The organism is Bradyrhizobium sp. USDA 4504 (genome assembly GCF_054063995.1).
This window is the reverse complement of sequence record NZ_JBSSGV010000001.1, coordinates 7,027,423-7,051,032: the sequence shown is the minus strand read 5'-3', so window position 1 is coordinate 7,051,032 and position 23,610 is coordinate 7,027,423. Positions and strand designations below refer to the sequence as shown.

Sequence of the window (23,610 nt, the reverse complement as noted above, 5' to 3'; positions counted from 1 at the left end):
GTTCTTGCGGCTTCATCCCTTCGCGTAAATATTCTTATACGTATCCCGCAGAATATTCTTTTGCACCTTGCCCATCGCGTTGCGCGGCAATTCCTCGACGACGAAGACGCGCTTCGGCATCTTGAACTTCGCCAGCCGTCCGTCGAGCGCCTTCAGCACCGCGGCCTCGCTGACATCGGCGCCCTTGGCGCAGACCAGAACGGCGGTGACGCCTTCGCCGAAATCGGCATGCGGCACGCCGATCACGGCTGACTCGATCACGCCGGGCATGGCGTCGATCTCGCTCTCGATCTCCTTCGGATAGACATTGAAGCCGCCCGAGATCACAAGATCCTTGCCGCGGCCGAGGATGTGGACATAGCCCTTGTCGTCGATCTTGCCGAGGTCGCCGGTGATGAAGAAGCCGTCGGCGCGGAATTCGGCCTTGGTCTTCTCCGGCATGCGCCAGTAGCCCTGGAACACGTTCGGGCCCTTGACCTCGATCATGCCGATGGTCTCGCGCGCGAGCTCCTTGCCGGTCTCGGGATCGGTCACCCGCACCGAGACGCCGGGCAGCGCGAAGCCGACCGCGCCGGGCACGCGGTCGCCGTCATAGGGGTTGCTCGTGTTCATGTTGGTCTCGGTCATGCCGTAGCGCTCGAGCACGGCGTGGCCGGTGCGATCAGACCATTCGCGATGGGTGTCGGCGAGCAGCGGCGCCGAGCCCGAGATGAACAGCCGCATGTGCCCGGTGGCGTCCTTGTTCAGGCCGGGATTCTGCAGCAGGCGGGTATAGAAGGTAGGCACGCCCATCATCACGGTGGCGCGCGCCATCAGCTTGATGATCACGTCCGGATCGAACTTCGGCAGGAAGATCATCGAGGCGCGCGCAAACAGCGTCACGTTGCTGGCCACGAACAGGCCGTGGGTGTGATAGATCGGCAGCGCGTGGATCAGCACGTCCTTGTCGGTGAAGCGCCAGTAGTCGACCAGCGAGTACGAGTTCGAGGCCAGATTGTCGTGCGACAGCATCGCGCCCTTGGAGCGGCCGGTGGTGCCCGACGTGTAGAGGATCGCGGCGAGATCATTGTTGCCGCGCGGCACGGTGGCGAATTCCTTCGCCGCCTGGTCGGCGGCCTCGGTCAGCGAGCCGTTGCCGTTGGCACCGAGCGTCTCGACCTTGGCGCCTACCTTGGCGGCGATCGCCTTGATGCCGTCCTGCTTGGAAGGATCGCAGACCACCAGCGCCGGCTCGGCGTCGGTGATGAAGTATTCGAGCTCGTTCAGCGTATAGGCGGTGTTGAGCGGCAGGTAGACGCCGCCGGCGCGCACAGTGGCGAGATACAGCACCAGGGCCGAAACCGACTTCTCGGTCTGCGCCGCGACGCGGTCACCCGGCTTGACGCCGCGCTCAACCAGCACGTTCGCCATCTGGCCTGCGCGCGCGATCAAATCGCCATAGGAGATGCGGCTGCCGTCGAGCTGCTCGATCGCGAGCCGGCTGGGGTCGTCGAGGCCGTCGAACAGGCGGGAAAACAGATTGGCGTTGGTGGTCGTGTTCATGCAAACATTCCCCGAGGGGCGAAGGGCCGGAAGATTTCGGCTGGATTAGCAAAAACGCCCTTCGGAAAGCAACGGAGACAGTTTGCATGACAAATAATGGGAAACGCGTGGCCTGGGTTACCGGCGGCGGTACTGGAATCGGCGAATCCGGGGCGGAATTCCTGGCTGCGGACGGCTGGACGGTGGTGGTCTCCGGCCGCCGCAAGGAAGAGCTCGACCGCGTGGTGGCCAACATCACCAAAAAGGGCGGCAAGGCCGAGGCGATCCCGCTCGATGTCAGCAACAAGGCCGACGTCAACAAGGCCGCCGAGGCGATCGTCGGCAGGCACGACCGCATCGACCTCCTGGTCAACAGCGCCGGCATCAACGTGCCGAAGCGCAGCTGGGCCGACATGGAACTGGAAGGCTGGGACAAGCTCGTCGAGGTCAACCTCAACGGCGTGCTCTACTGCATGCGCGCGGTGCTGCCGACGATGCGCAAGCAGAAGGACGGCTGCATCATCAACGTCGCCTCCTGGGCCGGCCGCCACGTCTCGAAGATGCCGGGCCCGGCCTACACCACGACCAAGCACGCCGTGCTGGCGCTGACCCATTCCTTCAACATGGACGAATGCGTCAACGGCCTGCGCGCTTGCTGCCTGTCGCCGGGCGAGGTCGCGACCCCAATCCTGAAGCAGCGGCCGGTGGTGCCGAGCGAAGCCGAGCAGGCCAAGATGCTGCAGCCCGAGGATTGCGGCCGCACCATCGCCTTCGTCGCCAGCATGCCGGCACGGGTGTGCATGAACGAGATCCTGATCAGCCCGACCCACAACCGCGGCTTCATCCAGACGCCGGCGAACCGGGATTAGATGAGGACCGTCTTCTCCTTCCCCCTGAAAGGGGGAAGGCCGGGATGGGGGTCAGCCGCAGGCTATGCTGTATGCGGAGAGCGCTGATCCCCACCCGCTTTGCTCTGCGAGCAAAGCGACCTCCCCTTTTCAAGGGGAGGTTGGAGCTCCGTAGCCCGGATGGAGCGAAGCGTAATCCGACGGTCTGCCCGCGGAGAGGCTGGTTCCGGATCTCGCTGCGCTTGATCCGGGCTACAAACGACGGAGTCCCGCGCGACTCACTCGATGATCTCGTTCAGCTCTTTCCCGGTATGCTCCGGCACGAACAGGAACACGCCGATCGCCATCGCGATCATCAGCACCGGGATGCAGAGGAACGACAGCGCGAACGAGCCGGTGTGCTGCTGAAGCGCGATCGAGACGAAGGGAAACAGCACGAAGCCGACGAAATAGGCGATCGCCCAGACCACGCCGTTGGCGGCGCCGCGGATGCGGGTCGGGAAGATCTCCGCGGTCAGCGTCGTGCTCGGCCCCCAGAAGCCGAGGAAGCCGAGACACCAGGCGAGCCCGAACGTCCATAGCAGCACGCGGTCTTCGGAATAGACCCAGAGCGTCATGAAGATCGCACCCTCGATCAGGGTGATGATGAAGGTGCGGCGGCGGCCGATCTTGTCGATCAGCCAGCCCACCAAGCACAGTCCAAGGAAGCCGCAGAGCCCGTAGAACACGTAGAACAGGCTGTACTCGGCGGTCGACCAGTGCTTCTCGGTCGACAGATACAGCGGCATCCAGGCGCCGACCGTGCCGTAGATGCAGGTCGAGGCGCAGGCGACGAACAGCGCAACAAGCGTGGCGGGCAGCACGTCGGGCATGAACACCTGGCGGATGCCGACCGACTTGGCCTTGCCGAACCAGGCGCTGTCCTCGGCGCTGACCGTGCCGCCGCGCGCCAGCGTCTCCGAGATGCGCCGCTTGCGGTCCTGCGCGCGCACCCAATAGGGCGATTCCGGGCAGGTGGAGCGGATATAGATCGCAAGCAGCGCGATCACGCCGGGCACCATCACTGCGATGCGCCAGCCGAAATTGGCAGCCACGAGCCCGGTGATTGCGCCGGCGAGCGTGGCGCCGAGGCACCAGGCCGAGCGGGTGATGCTGATGACGCGGCCGCGCAGCCGGGCCGGCCAGGTCTCCGCGACCAGCATCGAGCCCAGCGACCATTCGCCGTTGAGCGCGAAGAACAACAGCGAGCGCGCGATCACGAACACCGCGAAGGTCGGCGACATCGCCGCGACCGGCATCAGGAGCGAGAACAGCGCGATATTGACGGCGAGCAGCGTGCGGCGACCGTAGCGGTCGGCGAGCCATGGCCAGAAGTAAAGCCCCGCGATGCCGACGAACAGCGCGATCTGCATGCCGGAGCGGTACTCCGGCAGGCTCAGCGAAAATTCCTTGATCACCATCGGCGAGATCAGCGCGAAGATCACGCCGTCCATGCCGTCGAAGCCCCAGCCGAGCGCGTTGGCGGTGGCGATATGCCAATGCGTTTTCGTGATCTCGGTTGTGTCCGCAACCGCGCGGTAGTTGGCGTATTGCAGGTGCTTCTGCTCGAGCGGACCGATGTCGATACTTGCATCGTTCACCGCAGGTGCGGCGTGGCCGTCAGCCGTGATGCTGCTCATGATGCCTCCCCGCGGCCGCTTTCTGCGAAGCTGTGCCGCAACCTCAAGCTGAACCAATCAGCTGACTGCGGCAAGCAAATTGCTCGCGGCAGCGCACGCGTCCATTCCGCTGAATGGAATGCATGCCGGGCAGCGCGAGGCGTCGCGTGTACGCAGCGCGCGCCGGCCGGTTTCAACAATCACAAAGAATTATTTCCGGAAACCGTCCGGAAAGCCTGCCGTAGCTCAGCCAACGACGACGCACTGATCAACCAGCACGCGCCGTTGTTGCCCCTTCAACGCCGGCGAAGCCTCGCCGGTCGGCCTACTCATCGGGAGATGAAACCATGTCGAAGCGTATTGCCTATCTCGCCGCCGCCGCCTTCAGCGCGCTTGCGATCACCGCCACTGTCGTGGCGCCGGTCCGTGCCGAGGAAAAGACCGTGATGGTCGGCGGCGCCGCGATGTTCCCGTCGAAGAACATCGTGCAGAACGCCGTCAACTCGAAGGATCACACCACGCTCGTCGCCGCAGTGAAGGCTGCGGGCCTGGTCGGCACGCTGGAAGGCAAGGGCCCGTTCACGGTGTTCGCGCCGACCAATGCCGCGTTCGGCAAGCTGCCGGCCGGAACCGTCGACACCCTCGTCAAGCCCGAGAACAAGGCGACGCTGACCAAGATCCTCACCTACCATGTGGTGCCGGGCAAGCTCGAGGCCTCCGACCTCACCGACGGCAAGAAGCTGAAGACCGCCGAGGGCGAGGAGCTGACCGTCAAGAAGCAGGACGGCAAGGTCTGGATCGTCGATGCCAAGGGCGGCAGCTCGATGGTGACGATTTCCAACGTCAACCAGTCGAACGGCGTCATCCATGTGGTCGATACCGTGCTGATGCCGGCGACGTAACACCTGGCGGCCTGCTTTAGTCCCTCAAAGGACCCGCGACATAGCGAGCCGGCGCCTCGCCGGGCTCGCATTTTTGTGACCATGTGAAGCAGCCTATATCAAACTGATGATGCCTGACCCCGTAACGGAACGCCGGTTCCGGGCGTATAACCTGGTAACGATCACGAGCAGAGACATCCCATGACGAGCCTTGCCGTCAGCGACCACCAGGCAGAGACCGCGACGCCCGCGAAGGCGATCCAGCCGGTCTGGGTGCGCATGGTGCACTGGATCAACGCCTTCGCGATGATCCTGATGATCATGTCCGGCTGGCAGATCTACAACGCCTCGCCGCTATTTAGCTTCACCTTCTCGCGGAGCATTACGCTCGGCGGCTGGCTCGGCGGTGCGCTGCTCTGGCATTTCGCCGCGATGTGGCTGTTGATGGCCAACGGCTTGGTCTATCTGGCGCTGGGTTTCGCCACCGGCCGCTTCCGCAAGAAGCTGCTGCCGATCACCCCCGGCGGCGTGATTGCCGACACCAAGGCGGCGCTGGCCTTCAAGCTGTCGCATGACGATCTCAGCAAATACAATTCGGTGCAGAAGCTGCTCTATGCCGGCATCATCGTGGTCGGCGTCGTCATCGTGCTGTCCGGCCTGTCGATGTGGAAGCCGGTGCAGCTGCATTGGCTGGTGTCGCTGTTCGGCGGCTACGATTTCGCCCGCTACGTTCACTTCACCTGCATGGCGCTGATCGTCGCCTTCCTGGTGATCCATGTCGCGCTCGCGCTGCTGGTGCCGAAGAGCCTGCGCGCCATGATCATCGGACGCTAGGGAGGTAGTCATGGGTCGTCTCCGCAAGCTCCTGATCCCCGGTGTCGACAAGAAGCTGCTCGTGCGCGATGCGGTGAAGACGATGCCGGAGCTGACGCGCCGCCGCTTCATCACGGCGGGCACCAGCCTCGGCGCGCTGACGCTGCTCACCGGCTGCGATGTGGTCGATTCGTCGTCAGCCGAGGAAATGCTGAAGCAGGTGTCGAAGTTCAACGATGCGGTGCAGGCCTGGATGTTCAATCCGGATGCGCTGGCGCCGACCTTCCCCGAGAGCATGATCACCAAGCCGTTCCCGTTCAACGCCTATTACGATCTCGACGACGCGCCTGAGATTGCGGCAGCGGACTGGAAGCTCGAGGTGCGCGGGCTGGTCGAGAACAAGAAGTCGTGGACGCTCGACGAATTGTACAAGCTGCCGCAGGTCAAGCAGGTGACGCGGCATATCTGCGTCGAAGGCTGGAGCGCGATCGGCAGCTGGACCGGTACACCCTTGCGCGATTTCCTCAAGCTGGTCGGCGCCGACACCCGTGCCAGATATGTCTGGTTCCAGTGCGCCGACAAGGACGGCTACAACTCGCCGCTCGACATGCGCTCGGCGCTGCACCCGCAGACCCAGATGACGTTCAAATTCGGCGACGAGATCCTGCCGCGCGCCTACGGCTTTCCGATGAAGATCCGGGTCCCGACCAAGCTCGGCTTCAAGAACCCGAAATACGTGCTCTCGATGGAAGTCACCAACGACTACAAGGGCGGCTACTGGGAAGACCAGGGCTACAATTCGTTCAGCGGGAGCTAACTCGCTGTCGTCCCGGCCTAATGCGCAATTGCGCACGGGAGCCGGGACCCATACCCCGCGGCCGCGGGAATAGGTACGAGGGGAGACGTTCCCTTCCATCGCAACCGCTTGTGGTTATGGGTCCCGGCCTTCGCCGGGACGACGCTGGGAGGGGACCTTCCTCTGAAACGCCGACAGCAGCGCGCCGAGCGCGAGCATCGCGGCCGAGACATTCAACGCGAATGACAGGCTGCCGACCGCGTCGGTGATGGCGCCGACCACGATCGGTCCGAGCGTCTGGCCGATGCCGAAGGCGATGGTCATCGCCGCGATCGCGGTCGGCCAGGCTTGCGGCGGGTAGTTGAAACGCACGAAGGCGGTGGTCGAGCCGACCACGGCGAAGAAGGCGACGCCGAACACCAGCGCCGAGATCGCCAGCAGCAGCGGCGAATGCCCGAAGATCGGCAGGCTGGCGCCGAGGGCGTTGACGCCGAGGATGATGGTGGTGGCGAGCCCGCCGCGGTCGAGCGCCAGCACCCGCCCCCAGACCCAGGGCGTCACGAATGCGCTGACGCCGATCAGGCTCCAGAACGCGCTCTGTGCAGCTGCGCCGCCGCCGCCGTCCCGGACATAGGCGATCATGAAAGTCATGTAGGCGATGTAGCCGGCGCCGAACAGGAAGTAGGCGGCGAGGTAGATCAGGACCGGCATGACAGCGAATTGGGTCCGCACGATGCCGCCGGCGGCGGTGTTGGCGTGGAGCGGCGCCAGCATCAGCGGCACGGTCATGATCGCGGAAAGTAGCGTCATCGCCCACCACACGATCGACCACGAGCCGGCGCCGAAGCCCTGCAGCACGAAGGGCGCGATCAAGCCCGATGCGAGGATGCCGACGCCCGGCCCGGCATAGAACAGGCTGAGCAGGAAATTCGCGCGTTCGGGTCGCGATTGCGCGATGGTTGCCGCGAGCGCGCCGCCGCCGACGAAGCCGATCGCGGCGGCGAAGCCCACCAGCAGGCGGGCAAAGCTCAGCACCACGAAATTGCCCGTGAGGGCGCAAAGCGCCAGCGACAGCGCGCAGGCCAGCGTCGACCAGCGCACCGATGCGGCAAGTCCGAAGCGTTCGATCAGGCGTGAGGCGAGCAGCGCGCCGACCAGATAGCCGGCGGCGTTGATCGTGTTCATGAAGCCGGCGGCCGAATAGGACCAGGCCAGCTGCTCGCGCATGTCGGGCAGCACCAGCGAATAGGCAAACCGGCCGATGCCGAGACCGACCGTCGGTGCGAGCGACAGAATAAGGATCAGCCGCGCGGCATGCGGGTAGGACGGGGCGGGGGCTCTCACAATTCACTCCGGCAATGCCGCCATTGTGACAGGCCGCGGCGGCGCTGCCCAGCGCCGATGCCCGCAACACTGTCTTGCGTATCAGGCAATCAGGCGATCAGGACCAGCGCGACGCCGATCACGGTCAGCAGGGTTCCGCCGACGATCCGCGCGGTGATCTCGACATGCTTGAGCACCACCGCGCTCATCGCCACGGTGACCAGCGGGTAGATCGCGGCGAGCGGCGCCACCAGCGTGATCGGGCCGTTGCGGACCGCGGCGAACAGGCTGAGCGCGCTGAGCCCGTTGCTGATCCCGGTCAGCGCGAACCAGAACCGGCCCTCGCGCGGCGCCTGCACCATGAAGCTGCCCTTGCGGACCCGTTGCACGGTCAGCACCACCAGCGAGGACATGACGTAGCCGACCAGGCAGGCCCATAGCGGGCTCGGCCAGATCGCAAGGCCGAGCTTGGCGATCGGCGGCACGATGCCGCGCACCAGCGCGCTGGTAAGCGGCAGCAGCAGCGCCCAGCTGCGCCAATGGCCGAGGTCGCGCGGCCTCGTCACGGTGATGATGGCGGCGCCCGCGACCGCGACGACGAGGCCGATGAGCTGCTGCGGCAGCAAGGGCTCGTGCAGCAGCACCACGGCGGCGGTGACCGCAAACAGCGGCGCCAGATTGCCCAGCGTCGAGGTGATGACCGGTCCCAGCGCCCGGTTTGACGCAAAGGTCAGGAGCGTCAGCGAGGCCGGGAAGAACAGCCCGATCGCCATGAAGATCGGCAGCGCACGCCAGACCACCGGCTCGCCATGCAGGATCAGCGGCGACAGCACCAGGAATAGCAGGGTGAAAGTGGGCACGCTGATCGCGGCGCCCGACAGCGGCTCGACGGTGCGCAGGCCAAGCTGCGCCAGCACCACCCCGGCGCCGAGGAAAATCGCCGAGGCGAAGGCGTAGACGATGGCTGCGGTCATGAGGTCCGTCTTGTTGGCTTCTAGAGGCGCGGGTTGCCCGTTGGGACCATTCTGGGCCGATCCGAGGTGCCTTGCCAATCCGGCTCCGGCGCTTTAGCACTCCGGCCGGATTTCCCCCGCTCGTCATGCCCGGGCTCGACCCGGGCATCCATCCATCTTCAGAGGCCTTTCGAAGCGGGATGGATTGCCGGGTCATCTGTGCGAGGACGCGCTTCGCGCTCTTGCCCGGCAACGACAACAACGATTAGCTCGAGGTAACACCATGGCGACCCATAAACTGCTGCTTCTCCCCGGCGACGGCATCGGCCCCGAAGTGATGGCCGAGGTGCAGCGCCTGATCGACTGGCTGAATGCGCAGGGCATCGCGAAGTTCGAGACCGAGCAGGGCCTGGTCGGCGGCTCCGCCTATGACGCCCACAAGGTGTCGATCTCCGAGGGCGACATGGCCAAGGCGACGGCGGCGGACGCCGTGGTCTTCGGCGCGGTCGGCGGCCCGAAGTGGGACAGCGTGCCCTATGAGGTGCGTCCCGAGGCCGGCCTGCTGCGGCTGCGCAAGGATCTCGGCCTGTTCGCCAATCTGCGCCCGGCGGTGTGCTACCCGGCGCTCGCCGAGGCCTCGAGCCTGAAGCGCGACGTGGTCGAGGGGCTCGATATCATGATCGTCCGCGAGCTCACCGGCGGCGTCTATTTCGGCGAACCGAAGACCATCACCGATCTCGGCAACGGCCAGAAGCGCGCGGTCGACACCCAGGTCTATGACACCTACGAGATCGAGCGCATCGGCCGCGTCGCCTTCGACTTGGCGCGCAAGCGCCGCAACAAGGTGACGTCGATGGAGAAGCGCAACGTCATGAAGTCGGGCGTGCTCTGGAACGAGGTCATGACCCAGGTCCACGCGCGCGAATACAAGGACGTCACGCTCGAGCACCAGCTCGCCGATTCCGGCGGTATGAACCTCGTCAAGGCGCCGAAGCAGTTCGACGTCATCGTGACCGACAATCTGTTCGGCGATATGCTGTCGGACATCGCGGCGATGCTGACCGGCTCGCTCGGCATGCTGCCGTCGGCCTCGCTCGGCGAAGTCGATTCGAAGACGAAGAAGCGGCGCTCGCTGTTCGAGCCGGTGCACGGCTCGGCGCCCGATATCGCAGGCCGAGGCCTCGCCAATCCGATCGCGATGATCTCGTCGTTCGGCATGGCGCTGCGCTATTCCTTCGACATGGGCGAGCTCGCCGACAAGGTCGATGCGGCGATCGCGGCCGTGCTCGCCAGCGGCCTGCGCACCGCCGACATCAAGTCGGAAGGCACCACGCCGGCCAGCACGAGCCAGATGGGCGAGGCGATCCTGAAGGAATTGCAGAAGCTGCACGCGTGACGGCTCTGCCGTCATTCCGGGGCGATGCGTAGCATCGAACTATGGTGTGCGCTTGCGCACCTTAGAATCTCGAGATTCCGGGTTCATCGCTGCGCGATGCCCCGGAATGACAGCACCAAAAATGAAAATGCCCGGCCGGAGCCGGGCATTTTCGTATCGGCTGCTCGCCGAAATTCTCAGTACAGCGGGAAATTCCGCGGATAGCCGCCGAGATCGGCCGGCGGGCTGAGCGGCTGGCGATCGATCGGGCGGTTGTTGTTCTCACGCGCGAACGAGGGATAACCGATCTCCGGCGGATAGGCGTAGTCGTTGAACTTGCGGTCGCCCGGCAGCACTTCGGTGCCGGCGTCGAGCCACGAGCGCGTGGTGACGTAAACGCGGGTGCGCGGACCCTGCTGATAGACCCGGTTCGGACCCTGCGCGCCGTAGTAGCGGCGGCCATCGCGGTCATACTGCTCCTGCTGCTTGCGTGTGCTCGGGCTCTGCGCGCTGGCTGCGGTCATGCCGAACGCGGTTGCGGTGACGGCAGCCGCGGCAAGCAACACCACGAGCTTGTTCGCGGCAGGGAATTCTAGGGTCATCGCATCCTCGTCATTACGGCCCCGTCGGGGCTGGCGCGTCCGCCGAAATCACTCGGAACACATTGTAGCCATGGTGGGGAGGCCGTCACTAGGTCAATTGCGCCACACCGGCCGAGATAATGCGTGTCCAAGTCCAAAAGTTTCATGAAAACCAGTGCCTTGCCACGGTCTCGCCATCAAAGGGCGCCGCGCAGGCGCGGGTTCTCGCTGCCCATGACCCAGTCGGCCGACAGGGCCGGCGCGCCGGAGGTAACGCAGTCGGTGCGCTTGAGCTCGGCATGCGCGAACAGGGCGGCGAGCCGCGGATCGTTGCCCGCGGCCAGCAGGGTCAGGCGGTTCAGCATGCAGATGATCGCGGCGCGCCGGGCCGGCAGGCTGGCGCCCTGGCAGGTCCAGCCGGAGATCCGGAGGTCAGGCGCGTCGGCCTGCTTGAGGAAGCCGAGGCAGGCGCGGTCGCCGTCCTGCCGCGCCGGGCGCAGCAAGGTGACGCTGCCGAACTTGCTGTCGACGATGCCGGCAGCCTCGAACTCGCGGACGCCGCCCGGGTGGAGCCGCCCGACAATCTCGGTGACCGCAGGCCCCATGGCCTCGCCGCCGGGGCGATAGATTTCCAGCTCGGCGACTGTTGCACCGTTGGCATCGGCCCAACGGAAGGCGTCCTTGCGGCCGCCCTCGGGGTGCCGGAAGATCTCGTAAGTCTCTGTTTTATCTCGCAGATCGAGCCGGCTTACGGCAAAGGCCGGCGCCGTGCGGCCGGCCGGGCTCCAGCCTGCGGCGGCAGGGGCCGCCATCGCCGTTGCGTCGGGCAGTTGCTTCCATAGATAGTTGCCGAGGACGACGAACAGCGCGAGCACGGCGACATAGGCGAACAGCCGGGAGAGCGTCGCGTACACCTCGTCGACGAAGCTCGTCAGTGCTGACGGATTTCTCGTATGATGGGGCGCGGCCGGATCGGCCCGAAATAAACGCATCAAAACGCTCAAAAGCTACGCAACGTTGTCTTGACGGGGTTTCTCGCATAGAAGCGCTGCCTCTTCCCTTTCCGCAGCTTGCGGGGGAACGGGCATTTTTCGTCGGAGAGTGAACGATGGGTTACAAAGTCGCGGTGGTCGGAGCGACCGGCAATGTCGGGCGCGAAATGCTCAACATTCTCGACGAGCGCAAATTCCCCGCCGACGAGGTCATCGTGCTGGCCTCGCGCCGCAGCGTCGGCATCGAGGTCTCCTATGGCGACCGCACGCTGAAGGTGAAGGCGCTCGAGCACTATGACTTCTCCGACATCGACATCTGCCTGATGTCGGCCGGCGGCTCGGTCTCCAAGGAATGGTCACCCAAGATCGGCGCCGCCGGCGCCGTCGTGATCGACAACTCCTCGGCCTGGCGCATGGACCCCGACGTGCCGCTGATCGTGCCCGAAGTGAACGCGGATGCGACCGCCGGCTTCACCAAGAAGAACATCATAGCCAACCCGAACTGCTCGACCGCGCAGCTCGTCGTCGCGCTGAAGCCGCTGCACGACAAGGCGACGATCACGCGCGTCGTGGTCTCGACCTATCAATCGGTGTCGGGCGCCGGCAAGGACGCAATGGACGAATTGTTCTCGCAGACCAAGGCCGTCTACACCAATGACGAGCTGGTCAATAAGAAGTTTCCGAAGCGCATCGCCTTCAACGTCATTCCTCAGATCGACGTCTTCATGGAAGACGGCTACACCAAGGAAGAGTGGAAGATGATGGCGGAGACCAAGAAGATCCTCGATCCGAAGATCAAGCTCGCCGCCACCTGCGTACGCGTGCCGGTCTTCGTCGGTCACTCCGAAGCCGTCAATGTCGAGTTCGCCAATCCGATCACGGCGGACGAGGCGCGCGACATCCTGCGCCGCGCGCCGGGCTGCCTCGTGATCGACAAGCACGAGCCGGGCGGCTACGTCACGCCCTATGAGGCTGCCGGGGAGGACGCGACCTATATCAGCCGCATCCGCGAGGACGCGACGGTGGAGAACGGCCTGTCTTTCTGGTGCGTGTCGGACAACCTGCGCAAGGGCGCGGCGCTCAATGCCGTGCAGATCGCCGAAGTCCTGATCAACCGCAAGCTGATCACCGCCAAGCAGAAGGCGGCATAAAAGCTGCCGCGGGAATACGGCGTCAGGAAGCGCGTGGCATGGCGGAAGCGGAACAACCGGGGACCTATCGGCCCAATCCGACGCTGAAGCGGGTTGAACGTCGTTTCGAGAACCTGCTGTTCAACAGCCGCTGGCTGATGGCGCCGTTCTATTTCGGTCTCGTCATCAGCCTCGCGGCATTGCTGTTCAAGTTCTGCATGGAGCTGTGGCACTTCATCCTGCATGTGCCGGATGCCAAGGAATCCGACATCATTCTCGGCGTGCTGGCGCTGATCGACATCTCGCTGACCGGCAATCTGATCCTGATCGTGGTGTTCTCAGGCTACGAGAACTTCGTCTCGAAGATCGATCCGGAAGGGCATCCGGATTGGCCGGACTGGATGACCAAGGTCGATTTCGGCGGCCTGAAGCAAAAACTGCTGGCGTCGATCGTCGCGATCTCGGCGATTCAGGTGCTGAAGGCGTTCATGAACCTCGATACCGCGTTCGATCCCAGCAAGCTCGCCTGGCTGGTCGGCGTGCACCTGGTATTCGTGGTGTCGTCCTTCATGCTCGCGATCTCCGACCGCTGGGGCAGCGGCCATCACGGCAGCGAGTAGATTACTGGTCTGATTTCAGCTCGTCGCGGACGCTGATGAATTCCTTCGCGACCCGGTCGAGCACGAACAGCGAGCCCTCGGCGACGCCGAAATAGGCACCGTGCAGCTGCATCTCGCCGCTCTCGACGCGTTCGCGCACGAATGGGAACGTCATCAGGTTCTCCAGCGAGCGGAACACCGCGGCCTTCTCGATGCGGACGACGAAGTCCTGCATGGTCTCATGCTCGCGTTGCTCGACGATTTCGCCGGGCTTGATGAACATCTGCATCCATTTGCCGATGAAGTCGCCGGGCGTGAGCGGCTTGATCTTGTCGACGAAGGCGCGGATGCCGCCGCACTGCGCGTGGCCCAGCACCACGATGTTCTTCACCTTCAAAACGGTCACGGCATATTCCAGCGCGGCCGAGACGCCGTGGGCGTTGCTGTCGGGCTGATAGACCGGAACCAGATTGGCGATGTTGCGGACCACGAACAACTCGCCGGGGCCGGCGTCGAAGATCACCTCCGGCGAAACGCGGGAGTCGCAGCAGCCGATCACCATGGTCTCGGGAAACTGGCCGCGCTCCGACAGGTCGCGGTAGCGGGACTGTTCAGTCGGCAGCCGCTGGGTGGCGAACGTCCGGTAGCCGTCGATCAACTGCTTCGGAAAGAATTTCATGGCCTCTGGCTAACCACATGCGGGTAACGGGAACAAGACTTTCGGCGTGTGGCCTGAGATGATACGGCAGCGTCGAAGAATGGTTCCGTCCGATGCCTAAACAATGGACAGTGGCGGAGCCCAAGCCCCCAGGAGAATGTCGATGACCCGTCCGCGCCGCAGCCTGTTGTTCATGCCGGGATCGAATGCACGGGCGCTGGAAAAGGCCCGGACGCTGCCGGCGGACGGCATTATCCTCGACCTGGAGGATTCCGTTGCCCCCGACGCCAAGGCCACAGCCCGGGAGCAGATCGCCAAGGCGGTCGCCGCCAAGGGCTTCGGCAAGCGCGAGATGCTGATCCGCATCAACGCGCTCGACACGCCCTGGTGGGTCGACGACATCGGCATGGCCGGCAAGGCGCAGCCGGACGGGATCCTGGTTCCCAAGATTTCGACCGTCGACGATCTCAACGCCGTCGCCGATCGCCTCAGCGACATCAATGCGCCTGCCTCGATCCGGGTCTGGGCGATGATCGAGACCGCGCGCGCGGTGCTCGACGCCGACAAGCTGGCCGCGGCATCGAAGGATTCCGAAACCCGGCTCGCCGGCTTCGTGTTCGGGCCGAACGACATTGCCCGCGAAACCCGGATCCGGATGAAGCCGGGCCGCGCGGCGATGATTCCGATGATCACGCATTGCATCCTGGCGACCCGCGCGCACGGGCTCGAGATCCTCGACGGGCCCTACAGTGACATCAGCAATGTCGACGGCTTCGCGGAGGAATGCGCGCAGGGCCGCGATCTCGGCTTCGACGGCAAGACGCTGATCCATCCGAGCCACATCGATGCCTGCAACGCGATCTTCACGCCGCCCGAGGCCGAGGTCGCCGAGGCGCGCAAGATCATTGCCGCTTTCGAGAAGCCGGAGAACGCCTCGCGCGGCGCGATCCAGCTCGACGGCCGCATGGTCGAGCGCCTGCACGCCGAGATGGCCAGGCGCACGATCGCGATCGCCGATGCGGTCGCCGCGATGGGGCATTAGCCCAGCGAAGCGTCTTCCTTCTCCCCCCTGTGGGAGAAGGTGGCGCGAAGCGCCGGATGAGGGGTTATCTCCGCTTCCGGGATTCTCCCGTGGGAGAGAACCCCTCACCCGGCTTCGCTTCGCGAAGCCACCCTCTCCCACAAGGGGAGAGGGTGCAGCGGTGTTTGCGTTACGCTCCAAACCTCTCCGCCGCCCACGCGTAGAGGCTGCCCGGGATCGGCGCCTCCTTGCCGCGCCCTTTCGGCGAGATGTGCAGGCCGATGATCCCGGGATCGTTCAGGTAGCGCGAAAAATCCGACGGCTCGAAGAACAGCTTCGGCTCGGCATGCACGGCGTAGAATGATCGCTTCGGCAGCGCGTGCTGCAATTCGCCTGCGCGGCGCGCCAGCGCGGTGAGCGCCGCCGGGCCGTAGATCGCGACACGGATGTCGGCGAGGCGATTGGACTTGCCGCGCAGCCGGCGCATCGCAAAGGTCAGGCGATGGCGCAGCGCCAGCCAGTCCGGGATCAGCTCGTCCTGCTGCATCAGCGCCTCGAACGCGCGCACGATTGGATCGTCGGTCGGCAGATACAGCACGGAGTTGCCGAGCTGCCGCGGCCGCTCCCAGGCAAAATAGGGCTTGGCCGGATCGAGCTCGACGCCCTTCAGCAGCAGCACGTCAGCGTCGAGCCAGAGACCGGCGCGCCGCGCCATCAGCCGCATGCGGAAGAAGTCGCTGAACTGCAGCATGGTCCAGTCGCGCCACGAGCCGTCGGGCTCCGCCGGGCGCAGCTTCTCCGCGAACGAATGCGGCAGCACGGCTTCGGCTCCGGCATTGCCGATTACCGTCGGGCAGGCCGGGAATCGGATCGAAACTGTAGACGGTGACCTTGTGCCCCGCCGCCGCCTGCGAGCGCAGGCAGGTCTGGCGCAGCGCGTCCATCGAGCCGTGCCAGAAGGTGACGATGTCAGGCAGCATGCGCGTCAGCTATCAGCGGGTTTGCGGCGAGCGAATTCGGCAAAGAAAAGCCCCGGCGCCTGACGGCACCGGGGCACGATGATGCGCTGAGCCTCAAGCCCAGGCGCGTTCCTTGAGCTTCGTCTCGTAGCTGTCGATCGACGATTTCTTTTCCATCGTCAGGCCGATGTCGTCGAGGCCGTTGATCAGGCAGTGCTTGCGGAACGGGTCGATCTCGAACTTGACCTTGCCGCCGTCGGGACCGCGGATCTCCTGGTTGGGGAGGTCGATGGTCAGCGTCGCGTTGGCGCCGCGCTCGGCGTCGTCGAATAGCTTGTCGAGGTCCTCCTGCGACACGCGGATCGGCAGGATGCCATTCTTGAAGCAGTTGTTGTAGAAGATGTCGCCAAACGAGGTCGAGATCACGCAGCGGATGCCGAAGTCGAGCAGTGCCCAGGGCGCGTGCTCGCGGCTCGAGCCGCAGCCGAAATTGTCGCCGGCGACCAGCACCTTCGCGTTGCGATAGGCGGGCTGGTTGAGGACGAAATCCGGGTTCTCGCTGCCGTCATCCTTGTAGCGCTGCTCGGAGAAAAGCCCCTTGCCAAGGCCGGTGCGCTTGATGGTCTTGAGGTATTGCTTCGGAATGATCATGTCGGTGTCGACATTGATGATCTTCAGCGGCGCCGCGACGCCTTCCAGCGTGGTGAACTTATCCATCGGTGCTCTTCCCGGGCAAAAAATAGCGGATATCGGCCGGATGTTTATCGCGAATGTGACAGCGGTAAAAGGGCCATTTCTGCAGGGCTAGCCCGCATCGGCCTCAATCGCCTCCATATCGGCGTCGGAGAGGCCGAAATGGTGCCCGATCTCATGGATCAGCACGTGGCGAACGATGTGGCCGAGGGTCTCGTCGTGCTCCGCCCAGTAATCCAGGATCGGCCGGCGGTACAGCCAGACCAGGTTGGGCAGCCGGGCCACGTCGCTATGGCTCTGCTGCGGCAGGCCGATGCCCTGAAACAGGCCGAGCAGGTCGAACTCGCTCTCGGCCTGCATCTCGTCGAGCACCTCGTCGGTCGGAAAGTCGTCGACGCGGATGATCAGGCCCTCGCAGAGGGCCCGGAACGTCTTGGGCAGGCGCTCGAAAACCTCGTGCGCCATGGCCTCCATCTCGGCCAGCGAGGGGGCTTTTTCTGTGGTCCACATGACACTCCTTTAGCGCGAGTGCTATCGGCGGCGCCAGCGCAGTTGACCTTGGCGGCGCAATGGGAGACCGTGCCGCCCACGAATGGGGCTCAAGAATCGAGCTTGGGTGGGCGTAATGAAACGGATCGTGGCGACAGCGCTGTTGGCTGTAGCAGTCGGGCTCTCGCTCCCGGCGACAAAGGCGCAGGCACAGAGCGCGGCGGCTGAGGCGCGCGTCGGCGAGGCGGCACCGGTCGCGCGCACGCGCGTCGTCGAGCGCCGCCGGCTGAAGCGCGTGCCGATCTACCGGTCCCGGCCCGATCATTGGGAACCCGATGTCATCCCGCGCTACAACCCCGGTCCGAACGCCGTGCGCGACTGCACCGCGACCTATGTGCAGGAGCACCGGCCGAGCGGTACCGTGATCACGCCGCGCATGAACTGCTTCTGGCGGCCGGGCTAGTTACGCGTATGTCGGCGCGTTGCGCCGATCATCGCAACAGCCGCGATCAAACCTGTCGCCCATAAACCGCCGCCGCCATCAGCATCCGCGTGCGATGGCTTGCGGTGCCGATGTCGTCGCCCGGTCCTTGGCGGCGAGCGCGACATCGCCGAGCATGATGGAACAGCTGAGCGCCGCGAGGGCTGTTCGAAGCAGCCACCTGCGTGCGCGTTTGTGTCATGGCAATCCTGCAACGGACAGAACGCGAGATACGACCATCGTCTATGTCGTTTGCACACCAACGCGAAAAATCGCGCGCAGTGCCGGAACCTGAAGCGCGCCGGCAGCATTCATGTTCGTGGCGCAGTCATTCACTTCCCATTCACGTCGTCCGCATTCTGCTAGCGATCTGCGTCGCGGCAACGGCGTCGATTCGAAAGCTGAAGCGTTTTCCAGCGGAGCCTGTCCCGCGCGTGATGCGGGACGGACACCGGTTCGCGTGAGGAAAACGCGTCAAGCAGAAGTTCAAGTCGTCGCTGCAAGACGTGACATCAAAGGATCAAGGAGACAATTCATGAAGGCGATGAAGGTTCTGGGGCTCGCGGCTGTCGGTGCCGTGTTGGTGTTGGCGGCGCCGGCCGAGCGTGCAAGCGCGATGTCGCTCGCCACGCCGGGCACAGCCGCCACGGTTCAGGACAACGCGAACCAGGCGACCACGCAGGTACGCTGGGGTGGGCGCGGCTGGCATCGTGGCTGGCATCGCGGACATCACCGCGGCTGGGGGCATCGTCGCCACTGGCGCCGTTGATCGCGCGGCGTATTAGCGCAGTTGAGACACAGGCCCGTGAGCAGCGGGCCTGTTGTCGTTCTCAGCCATCAAACCGGCAGATTCGCGCACGCGAGATGATATCCATCGCAATCTGCAGGAGTTGATCATGATGAGATGGATCGGTGTCGCGGCTGTCGCTTGTACATTCGCGTTGACGGCGCCGGCATCGGCAACCGCCGCGGCATCAGCCCAGCCGCAGGCCGCGGCACCGCAGCGGCAAGTAGGCAAGGCAACGGATATCAGCGCGCAGCGCTATCATCATTACCATCGTCGCCACTATCACTACGGCTACCGTCCTTATTACCGGCCGTACTACCGGCCCTATTCCTATTATCGGCAGTACGGCTCCTATTATTACGGGCGGCCCTATTACTATCGGCCGTACCCCTATGCTGCGCCGGCGCCATTCACCTTCGGCTTCGGGTTCGGCCCGTTCTGGTGATGCACGCAGTCGCGCCGTGCGCGACATCAGCCGTGCAACAAGAGAGCAGCTCTCCGATCGGAGCCGCTCCGTCCGCCTCAGGGCGCGAAGCCCTTCGCCAGCAGCACAATGCCCTGCGCACCCGCCTTGCGATCCCTGGAGATCTCGACATATTCGGGCGACTCCGACCAGGCGCGGAATGCGGCTTCGTCAGGGAATGACATCAGCACCAGCTTGTCGCGATCCCAGCTGCCCTCGAGCACCGCGGGCTGTTCGTCGGCCGACAGCAGGCGTCCGTTGAACTTCTTGAATACGTCGAAGAAGCGCGCCTGATACCGATCATAGGCGGCGCGATCGGTCATCTTGAGTTGCACGATCACATAGACAGTCACTGACGTTTCTCCCGGACGTTTCGCCGCAGCGTTTTGCGCGTTCATGGCGCATTCACTCAGCGATTTCTAGCGTCATGCCGGGAGCGACTGCAATGAACGCAATGAAACCGGCTGCCATGCAGCTTGGTGCTCGTTGCCGTTGTCAGGGAGGTTCAGAGATGAGGGAGAGCTATTTGCGGCGCGGATTGGTGCGCCGTCTCGGCGTTGCGGCGGCCGCTGTCTTCGCATTGTCGGTTGCTTCGCAGCAGCGCGCCGAAGCGCTGTCGCTGGCGAGCCCGGCCGCCGCGCCCGCGGCAAGGTCTGCGGCCGATGCCATGACGACCCAGGTCCGGCACGGCGGTGGCGGCCACGGCGGCGGAGGTTTTCATGGTGGCGGCTTCCGCGGTGGTGGATTCCACGGCGGCGGATTTCACGGCCGCGGCTTCCGTGGTGGCGGCTTCCGCGCCGCGCCGGCGTTCCATGGCGGCTATCGCTATGGCGGCTTCCATCGCCATTATGGTGGCTACCACCGCTTCTACGGCGGCGGTTACCGCTACGGCTATCGGCCCTATTACCGCCGGCACTTCCATCACCGGCGCTTCTTCTACGGATCGTCCTACTATTACCCGGCCTATTATCATCACCGCCGTTGCCGGGTGGTCTGGACCTATTACGGACCGCGCCGGATCTGCCGGCCGTGGTGGCACCACCGTCACTACTGGCGGCCGTATCGCGTCTATTGGTAAAGTTTGAAATGACAGCGGGCGCCTCACGGCGCCCGTCTTGTTGGGTCCCTCTCTTTGCGCGCTGGAGCGTGTTCGAACGAAGTGGGCGCCGCTTCGCGTGAAGAAAACGCGTCAAGAAAGGGGCGTTAGTCCCAGTTCTTCAGCTTCCAGGACTTTATCTTCCACGGCGTCAGGTTTTCCATCCGCCATTGCGTCCAGCGCTCCGGCGGCCAGTGGCTGAGGCGCGAGGTTTCCTTCACCTCGGGAAGCGGATCGATGATGCGCGCCACGGCACGACGGCGCTTCTGGCGCGTCGCGTCGCTGATCATGTCGACGAATTCGGGTTTATCGGCCACGGCACGCGCTCCTTGCGAAGGCTTGTTTTCGCAAGGAGGCAGTGTGCGTGCGCCCCGTTAACGAGCCGTTTCCGAAACGGCTCGAGCTTGAGACGAAGCAATAGCGTTTTCGAGCGAAGTGGCCCCGGTTCGCGTGAAGAAAACGCGTCAAAAAAGAATCTGGCGCGTACCTTACCGCCAGTCGCGGACGTCGACGAAGTGTCCGGCGATCGCGGCGGCCGCGGCCATCGCGGGCGACACCAGATGAGTGCGGCCCTTGAAGCCCTGGCGGCCCTCGAAATTGCGGTTCGAGGTCGAGGCGCAGCGCTCTTCCGGCTTCAGCTTGTCCGGGTTCATCGCAAGGCACATCGAGCAGCCTGGCTCGCGCCAGTCGAAGCCGGCCGCAATGAAGATCTTGTCGAGGCCTTCGGCTTCCGCCTGCTCCTTCACGATGCCGGAGCCCGGCACGATCATCGCGTTGACATTGCCGTTGACAGTCTTGCCCTCGGCGATCTTCGCGGCAGCGCGCAGGTCCTCGATGCGGCCGTTGGTGCAGGAGCCGATGAAGACGCGGTCGAGCTTGATGTCGGTGATCTTCGTGCCGGCGATCAGGCCCATATATTTCAGCGCGCGATGCTTGGAGATGCGCTTGGCCTCATCGGCGATCTTGTCGGGATCGGGCACGAAGCCGGTCACCGAGATCACGTCCTCAGGGCTCGTGCCCCAGGTGACGATCGGCGGCAGCTTGGCCGCATCGAGCCGGATCTCGTGGTCGAAATGCGCGCCCTCGTCGGAGCGCAGCGTCTCCCAGTAGCGCATCGCGGCGTCCCAGGCGGCGCCCTTCGGCGCCTTCGGGCGGCCGCGCAGGAAGTCGAACGCCTTCTGGTCGGGCGCAACCAGGCCGGCGCGCGCGCCGCCTTCGATCGACATGTTGCAGACCGTCATGCGGCCTTCCATCGAGAGCGCACGGATCGCCTCGCCGGCATATTCCAGCACATAGCCGGTGCCGCCGGCGGTGCCGATCTCGCCGATGATCGCCAAGATGATGTCCTTGCCGGTCACGCCTTCGGGCAACTTGCCGTCGACGATCGCGCGCATGTTCTTGGCCTTCTTCTGGATCAGCGTCTGCGTCGCCAGCACGTGCTCGACTTCGGAGGTGCCGATGCCGTGCGCGAGCGCGCCGAACGCGCCATGCGTCGAGGTGTGGCTGTCACCGCAGACGATGGTGGTGCCGGGCAGCGTAAAACCCTGCTCCGGGCCGATGACGTGAACGATGCCCTGGCGCTTGTCGAACTCGTTGTAATACTCGATGCCGAATTCCTTGGCGTTCTCGGCCATCACCCGCATCTGCTCGATGCTTTCAGGGTCGGGGTTCGGCTTCGAACGGTCGGTGGTCGGGATGTTGTGGTCGACGACGGCGAGCGTCTTCTCGGGCGCGTGCACCTTGCGGCCGGCGGCGCGCAGCCCTTCGAACGCCTGCGGCGAGGTCACCTCGTGCACCAGGTGGCGATCGATATAGAGCAGGCAGGTGCCGTCGTCGGCCTCGTGGACCAGATGGTCGTTCCAGATCTTGTCGTACAGCGTGGTCGGTTTGGACATGAGCTTCAGCTCCAGAAGAAATTCAGTGGTGGGATGGCATGAGCGCGTCTTAAGCGCGCGAGCAGGCGAAAGCGTCCAGGCAGCGTTACGCTGCGCGTCTAAGCTCGGACGTTGCCGACGTCGCAAAGCGACCGAAGAAGCGGCCGGGCAGCCGCGAGCGATCGTCGATCACGACGCGCTGGCAGGTCTGGCTTGCTTGATCCGGAACCATTCTAAATTTCTAACACAGGGCTCATAGCGGCGACAATCGATCGATTGCGCGGGCCTGCAAGTCAGATAGGCGCGCCGCAACAAAAAAGCGCGGGGCAGGCCCCGCGCTTTCGGTCACATCCCCTGAGGGAAACGTTACTCGCCAACGGCGGTCTGGCGGTCCTGCTTCTCGACGATGCGGGCCGACTTGCCGCGCAGGTTGCGCAGATAATAAAGCTTGGCGCGACGAACCTTGCCGCGACGCACGACCTTGATCGAGTCGATCATCGGCGACATCACCGGGAAGACGCGCTCGACGCCTTCGCCGTAGGAGATCTTGCGCACGGTGAAGCTCTCGTTGAGGCCCTGACCGGAACGACCGATGCAAACGCCCTCATAGGCCTGCACGCGGGTACGCTCGCCTTCGACCACCTTCACGTTGACGATGACGGTGTCGCCGGGGCCGAATTCCGGGATATCCTTGGTGGCGGCGAGCTTGTCGAACTGCTCTTTTTCGAGCTGCTGAATAAGGTTCATCGAAATCTCCATCGGCGGCGCGCCCAGCCTTTCGCGGGCTGCGCAAACGTCCATCTATCCTGCGCGGGTGCGGATTTGGCCGCCCGTATAAGGCAAAGCGCAGGGTTTGTCACCCGTCTGTCGTGTTTTTTGTCCCTCGCCGAGCGGCTTTTTGGCCGGCCTTGCGGGCCCAGAGATCGGGCCGCCGGGCCGCCGTCAGGGCCTCGGATTGGGCCAGCCGCCAGGCCGCGACCTTGGCGTGATCGCCGGAAATCAGGATTTCCGGGATCTGCCTGCCCTCGAACTCCTGCGGGCGGGTGTATTGCGGGTATTCCAGTAGTCCTTCGGAAAAGCTTTCCTCGGTTCCCGAGGCCTGCTTGCCCATCACCCCCGGCAACAGGCGGACGCAGGCGTCGATCAGGGCCATCGCGGCGATTTCGCCGCCGGACAGCACATAATCGCCGATCGAGACCTCCTCGAGGCCCCGCGCCTCGATCACCCGCTGGTCGATGCCCTCGAAGCGGCCGCAGACGATCAGGGGCCCGGGCCCGGCCGCCAGCTCCGCGACCTGGGTCTGGGTCAATGGCCGACCGCGCGGGCTCATCAAGAGGCGCGGACGGTCAGGCGCGATATCAGCGGCGTCGATCGCCGCCGCCAGCACATCGGCCCGCAGCACCATGCCGGGGCCGCCGCCGGCCGGCGTGTCGTCGACGCTGCGGTGCTTGTCGGTGGCCGAGGCCCGGATGTCGCGCGCTTCCAGCGCCCAGAGTCCGCCAGCCAGCGCCTTGCCGGCGAGGCTCACGCCGAGCGGCCCCGGAAACATGTCCGGGAAAAGGGTCAGCACGGTGGCGCGCCATGGTGTCGCCTGGGCTGTGGTGTCTTGCGATGTCATG

General features: G+C 64.7%; 26 protein-coding genes and 1 pseudogene. 12 read left to right on the top strand and 15 right to left on the bottom strand.

Going from position 1 to position 23,610, the window contains the following annotated elements:
- Positions 1-12: 12 nt before the first annotated feature.
- Positions 13-1,542: a malonate--CoA ligase gene (locus tag ACVMB1_RS33030; RefSeq protein WP_076834683.1), complete on the bottom strand. Its 1,530-nt coding sequence runs from the start codon at positions 1,540-1,542 to the stop codon at positions 13-15.
- A gap of 86 nt (positions 1,543-1,628) precedes the next feature.
- On the opposite strand from ACVMB1_RS33030, the gene ACVMB1_RS33025 reads away from it, so the two are divergent.
- Positions 1,629-2,390 carry an SDR family oxidoreductase gene (locus tag ACVMB1_RS33025; RefSeq protein ID WP_057018142.1) on the top strand — a complete coding sequence of 254 codons (762 nt, stop codon included), beginning with the start codon at positions 1,629-1,631 and terminating at the stop codon, positions 2,388-2,390.
- A gap of 257 nt (positions 2,391-2,647) precedes the next feature.
- Here the strand turns inward: ACVMB1_RS33025 and ACVMB1_RS33020 are convergent, their stop codons facing one another.
- On the bottom strand, positions 2,648-4,048 hold the full coding sequence (locus ACVMB1_RS33020) for an MFS transporter (RefSeq protein WP_057020967.1): 1,401 nt from the start codon (positions 4,046-4,048) through the stop codon (positions 2,648-2,650).
- 326 nt (positions 4,049-4,374) lie between these two features.
- Between ACVMB1_RS33020 and ACVMB1_RS33015 the strand changes: the two genes are divergently transcribed.
- The 3 genes from ACVMB1_RS33015 to ACVMB1_RS33005 all read left to right on the top strand — a co-directional run bounded on the left by ACVMB1_RS33015 (position 4,375) and on the right by ACVMB1_RS33005 (position 6,538).
- Complete coding sequence (locus tag ACVMB1_RS33015; RefSeq protein ID WP_057020966.1) at positions 4,375-4,929, top strand: fasciclin domain-containing protein; 555 nt, start codon at positions 4,375-4,377, stop codon at positions 4,927-4,929.
- Positions 4,930-5,109: 180 nt separating this feature from the next.
- Positions 5,110-5,742 carry a cytochrome b/b6 domain-containing protein gene (locus ACVMB1_RS33010; RefSeq protein WP_076834681.1) on the top strand — a complete coding sequence of 211 codons (633 nt, stop codon included), beginning with the start codon at positions 5,110-5,112 and terminating at the stop codon, positions 5,740-5,742.
- A 10-nt stretch (positions 5,743-5,752) separates the two neighbouring features.
- Positions 5,753-6,538 (top strand): molybdopterin-binding protein, encoded by a 786-nt coding sequence (locus tag ACVMB1_RS33005; RefSeq protein ID WP_076834679.1) that lies wholly within the window; start codon positions 5,753-5,755, stop codon positions 6,536-6,538.
- Positions 6,539-6,652: 114 nt separating this feature from the next.
- On the opposite strand, the gene ACVMB1_RS33000 is transcribed toward ACVMB1_RS33005, so the two are convergent.
- Together ACVMB1_RS33000 and ACVMB1_RS32995 are read right to left on the bottom strand one after the other, a co-directional pair.
- On the bottom strand, positions 6,653-7,861 hold the full coding sequence (locus ACVMB1_RS33000) for a YbfB/YjiJ family MFS transporter (protein ID WP_076834677.1): 1,209 nt from the start codon (positions 7,859-7,861) through the stop codon (positions 6,653-6,655).
- A gap of 89 nt (positions 7,862-7,950) precedes the next feature.
- Complete coding sequence (locus ACVMB1_RS32995; RefSeq protein WP_076834675.1) at positions 7,951-8,814, bottom strand: DMT family transporter; 864 nt, start codon at positions 8,812-8,814, stop codon at positions 7,951-7,953.
- A gap of 262 nt (positions 8,815-9,076) precedes the next feature.
- Between ACVMB1_RS32995 and leuB the strand changes: the two genes are divergently transcribed.
- Positions 9,077-10,189 carry a 3-isopropylmalate dehydrogenase gene (leuB, locus tag ACVMB1_RS32990; protein ID WP_076834674.1) on the top strand — a complete coding sequence of 371 codons (1,113 nt, stop codon included), beginning with the start codon at positions 9,077-9,079 and terminating at the stop codon, positions 10,187-10,189.
- A 176-nt stretch (positions 10,190-10,365) separates the two neighbouring features.
- Here leuB and ACVMB1_RS32985 read toward each other — a convergent pair whose 3' ends face one another.
- The gene (locus ACVMB1_RS32985; RefSeq protein ID WP_057020960.1) at positions 10,366-10,770 is read right to left on the bottom strand and encodes a hypothetical protein; all 405 of its coding nucleotides are present in this window, start codon (positions 10,768-10,770) and stop codon (positions 10,366-10,368) included.
- Between the two features lie 176 nt (positions 10,771-10,946).
- Positions 10,947-11,741, bottom strand: coding sequence for a hypothetical protein (locus tag ACVMB1_RS32980; protein ID WP_076834670.1), 795 nt, complete (start codon positions 11,739-11,741; stop codon positions 10,947-10,949).
- Positions 11,742-11,857: 116 nt separating this feature from the next.
- Between ACVMB1_RS32980 and ACVMB1_RS32975 the strand changes: the two genes are divergently transcribed.
- A complete protein-coding gene (locus ACVMB1_RS32975) occupies positions 11,858-12,892 on the top strand; it encodes an aspartate-semialdehyde dehydrogenase (RefSeq protein WP_076834668.1) in 1,035 nt (344 codons plus the stop codon).
- Between the two features lie 38 nt (positions 12,893-12,930).
- Complete coding sequence (locus ACVMB1_RS32970; protein ID WP_076834665.1) at positions 12,931-13,491, top strand: TIGR00645 family protein; 561 nt, start codon at positions 12,931-12,933, stop codon at positions 13,489-13,491.
- 1 nt (position 13,492) lies between these two features.
- Here ACVMB1_RS32970 and ACVMB1_RS32965 read toward each other — a convergent pair whose 3' ends face one another.
- Positions 13,493-14,149, bottom strand: coding sequence for a carbonic anhydrase (locus ACVMB1_RS32965; RefSeq protein ID WP_057020957.1), 657 nt, complete (start codon positions 14,147-14,149; stop codon positions 13,493-13,495).
- 142 nt (positions 14,150-14,291) lie between these two features.
- On the opposite strand from ACVMB1_RS32965, the gene ACVMB1_RS32960 reads away from it, so the two are divergent.
- On the top strand, positions 14,292-15,170 hold the full coding sequence (locus ACVMB1_RS32960; RefSeq protein ID WP_141341390.1) for an HpcH/HpaI aldolase/citrate lyase family protein: 879 nt from the start codon (positions 14,292-14,294) through the stop codon (positions 15,168-15,170).
- Positions 15,171-15,339: 169 nt separating this feature from the next.
- Here ACVMB1_RS32960 and ACVMB1_RS32955 read toward each other — a convergent pair.
- The 3 genes and pseudogenes from ACVMB1_RS32955 to ACVMB1_RS32945 all read right to left on the bottom strand — a co-directional run bounded on the left by ACVMB1_RS32955 (position 15,340) and on the right by ACVMB1_RS32945 (position 17,311).
- Positions 15,340-16,129, bottom strand: a pseudogene (locus ACVMB1_RS32955) (hypothetical protein).
- Positions 16,130-16,222: 93 nt separating this feature from the next.
- Complete coding sequence (gene leuD, locus ACVMB1_RS32950) at positions 16,223-16,825, bottom strand: 3-isopropylmalate dehydratase small subunit (RefSeq protein ID WP_057020954.1); 603 nt, start codon at positions 16,823-16,825, stop codon at positions 16,223-16,225.
- A gap of 87 nt (positions 16,826-16,912) precedes the next feature.
- Positions 16,913-17,311, bottom strand: a complete 399-nt coding sequence (locus tag ACVMB1_RS32945; RefSeq protein ID WP_016847635.1) for a metallopeptidase family protein — start codon at positions 17,309-17,311, stop codon at positions 16,913-16,915.
- A gap of 115 nt (positions 17,312-17,426) precedes the next feature.
- Between ACVMB1_RS32945 and ACVMB1_RS32940 the strand changes: the two genes are divergently transcribed.
- The 3 genes from ACVMB1_RS32940 to ACVMB1_RS32930 all read left to right on the top strand — a co-directional run bounded on the left by ACVMB1_RS32940 (position 17,427) and on the right by ACVMB1_RS32930 (position 19,003).
- The gene (locus ACVMB1_RS32940; RefSeq protein ID WP_057020952.1) at positions 17,427-17,753 is read left to right on the top strand and encodes a hypothetical protein; all 327 of its coding nucleotides are present in this window, start codon (positions 17,427-17,429) and stop codon (positions 17,751-17,753) included.
- 553 nt (positions 17,754-18,306) lie between these two features.
- Positions 18,307-18,540 (top strand): hypothetical protein, encoded by a 234-nt coding sequence (locus tag ACVMB1_RS32935; protein ID WP_057020951.1) that lies wholly within the window; start codon positions 18,307-18,309, stop codon positions 18,538-18,540.
- A 127-nt stretch (positions 18,541-18,667) separates the two neighbouring features.
- Complete coding sequence (locus tag ACVMB1_RS32930) at positions 18,668-19,003, top strand: hypothetical protein (protein ID WP_076834713.1); 336 nt, start codon at positions 18,668-18,670, stop codon at positions 19,001-19,003.
- A gap of 77 nt (positions 19,004-19,080) precedes the next feature.
- On the opposite strand, the gene ACVMB1_RS32925 is transcribed toward ACVMB1_RS32930, so the two are convergent.
- Entirely contained in the window at positions 19,081-19,374 is a 294-nt protein-coding gene (locus tag ACVMB1_RS32925; protein WP_076834711.1) for a DUF1330 domain-containing protein, read from the bottom strand.
- 158 nt (positions 19,375-19,532) lie between these two features.
- On the opposite strand from ACVMB1_RS32925, the gene ACVMB1_RS32920 reads away from it, so the two are divergent.
- Positions 19,533-20,099 (top strand): hypothetical protein, encoded by a 567-nt coding sequence (locus ACVMB1_RS32920; protein ID WP_076834658.1) that lies wholly within the window; start codon positions 19,533-19,535, stop codon positions 20,097-20,099.
- Positions 20,100-20,224: 125 nt separating this feature from the next.
- Here the strand turns inward: ACVMB1_RS32920 and ACVMB1_RS32915 are convergent, their stop codons facing one another.
- The 4 genes from ACVMB1_RS32915 to trmD form a co-directional block, all read right to left on the bottom strand.
- Complete coding sequence (locus ACVMB1_RS32915; RefSeq protein ID WP_016847629.1) at positions 20,225-20,434, bottom strand: hypothetical protein; 210 nt, start codon at positions 20,432-20,434, stop codon at positions 20,225-20,227.
- 171 nt (positions 20,435-20,605) lie between these two features.
- A complete protein-coding gene (leuC, locus tag ACVMB1_RS32910) occupies positions 20,606-22,012 on the bottom strand; it encodes a 3-isopropylmalate dehydratase large subunit (protein ID WP_076834656.1) in 1,407 nt (468 codons plus the stop codon).
- Between the two features lie 345 nt (positions 22,013-22,357).
- The gene (gene rplS, locus ACVMB1_RS32905; protein WP_018269387.1) at positions 22,358-22,738 is read right to left on the bottom strand and encodes a 50S ribosomal protein L19; all 381 of its coding nucleotides are present in this window, start codon (positions 22,736-22,738) and stop codon (positions 22,358-22,360) included.
- 109 nt (positions 22,739-22,847) lie between these two features.
- A complete protein-coding gene (gene trmD, locus ACVMB1_RS32900) occupies positions 22,848-23,609 on the bottom strand; it encodes a tRNA (guanosine(37)-N1)-methyltransferase TrmD (RefSeq protein ID WP_076834655.1) in 762 nt (253 codons plus the stop codon).
- Between the last annotated feature and the right edge of the window lies 1 nt (position 23,610).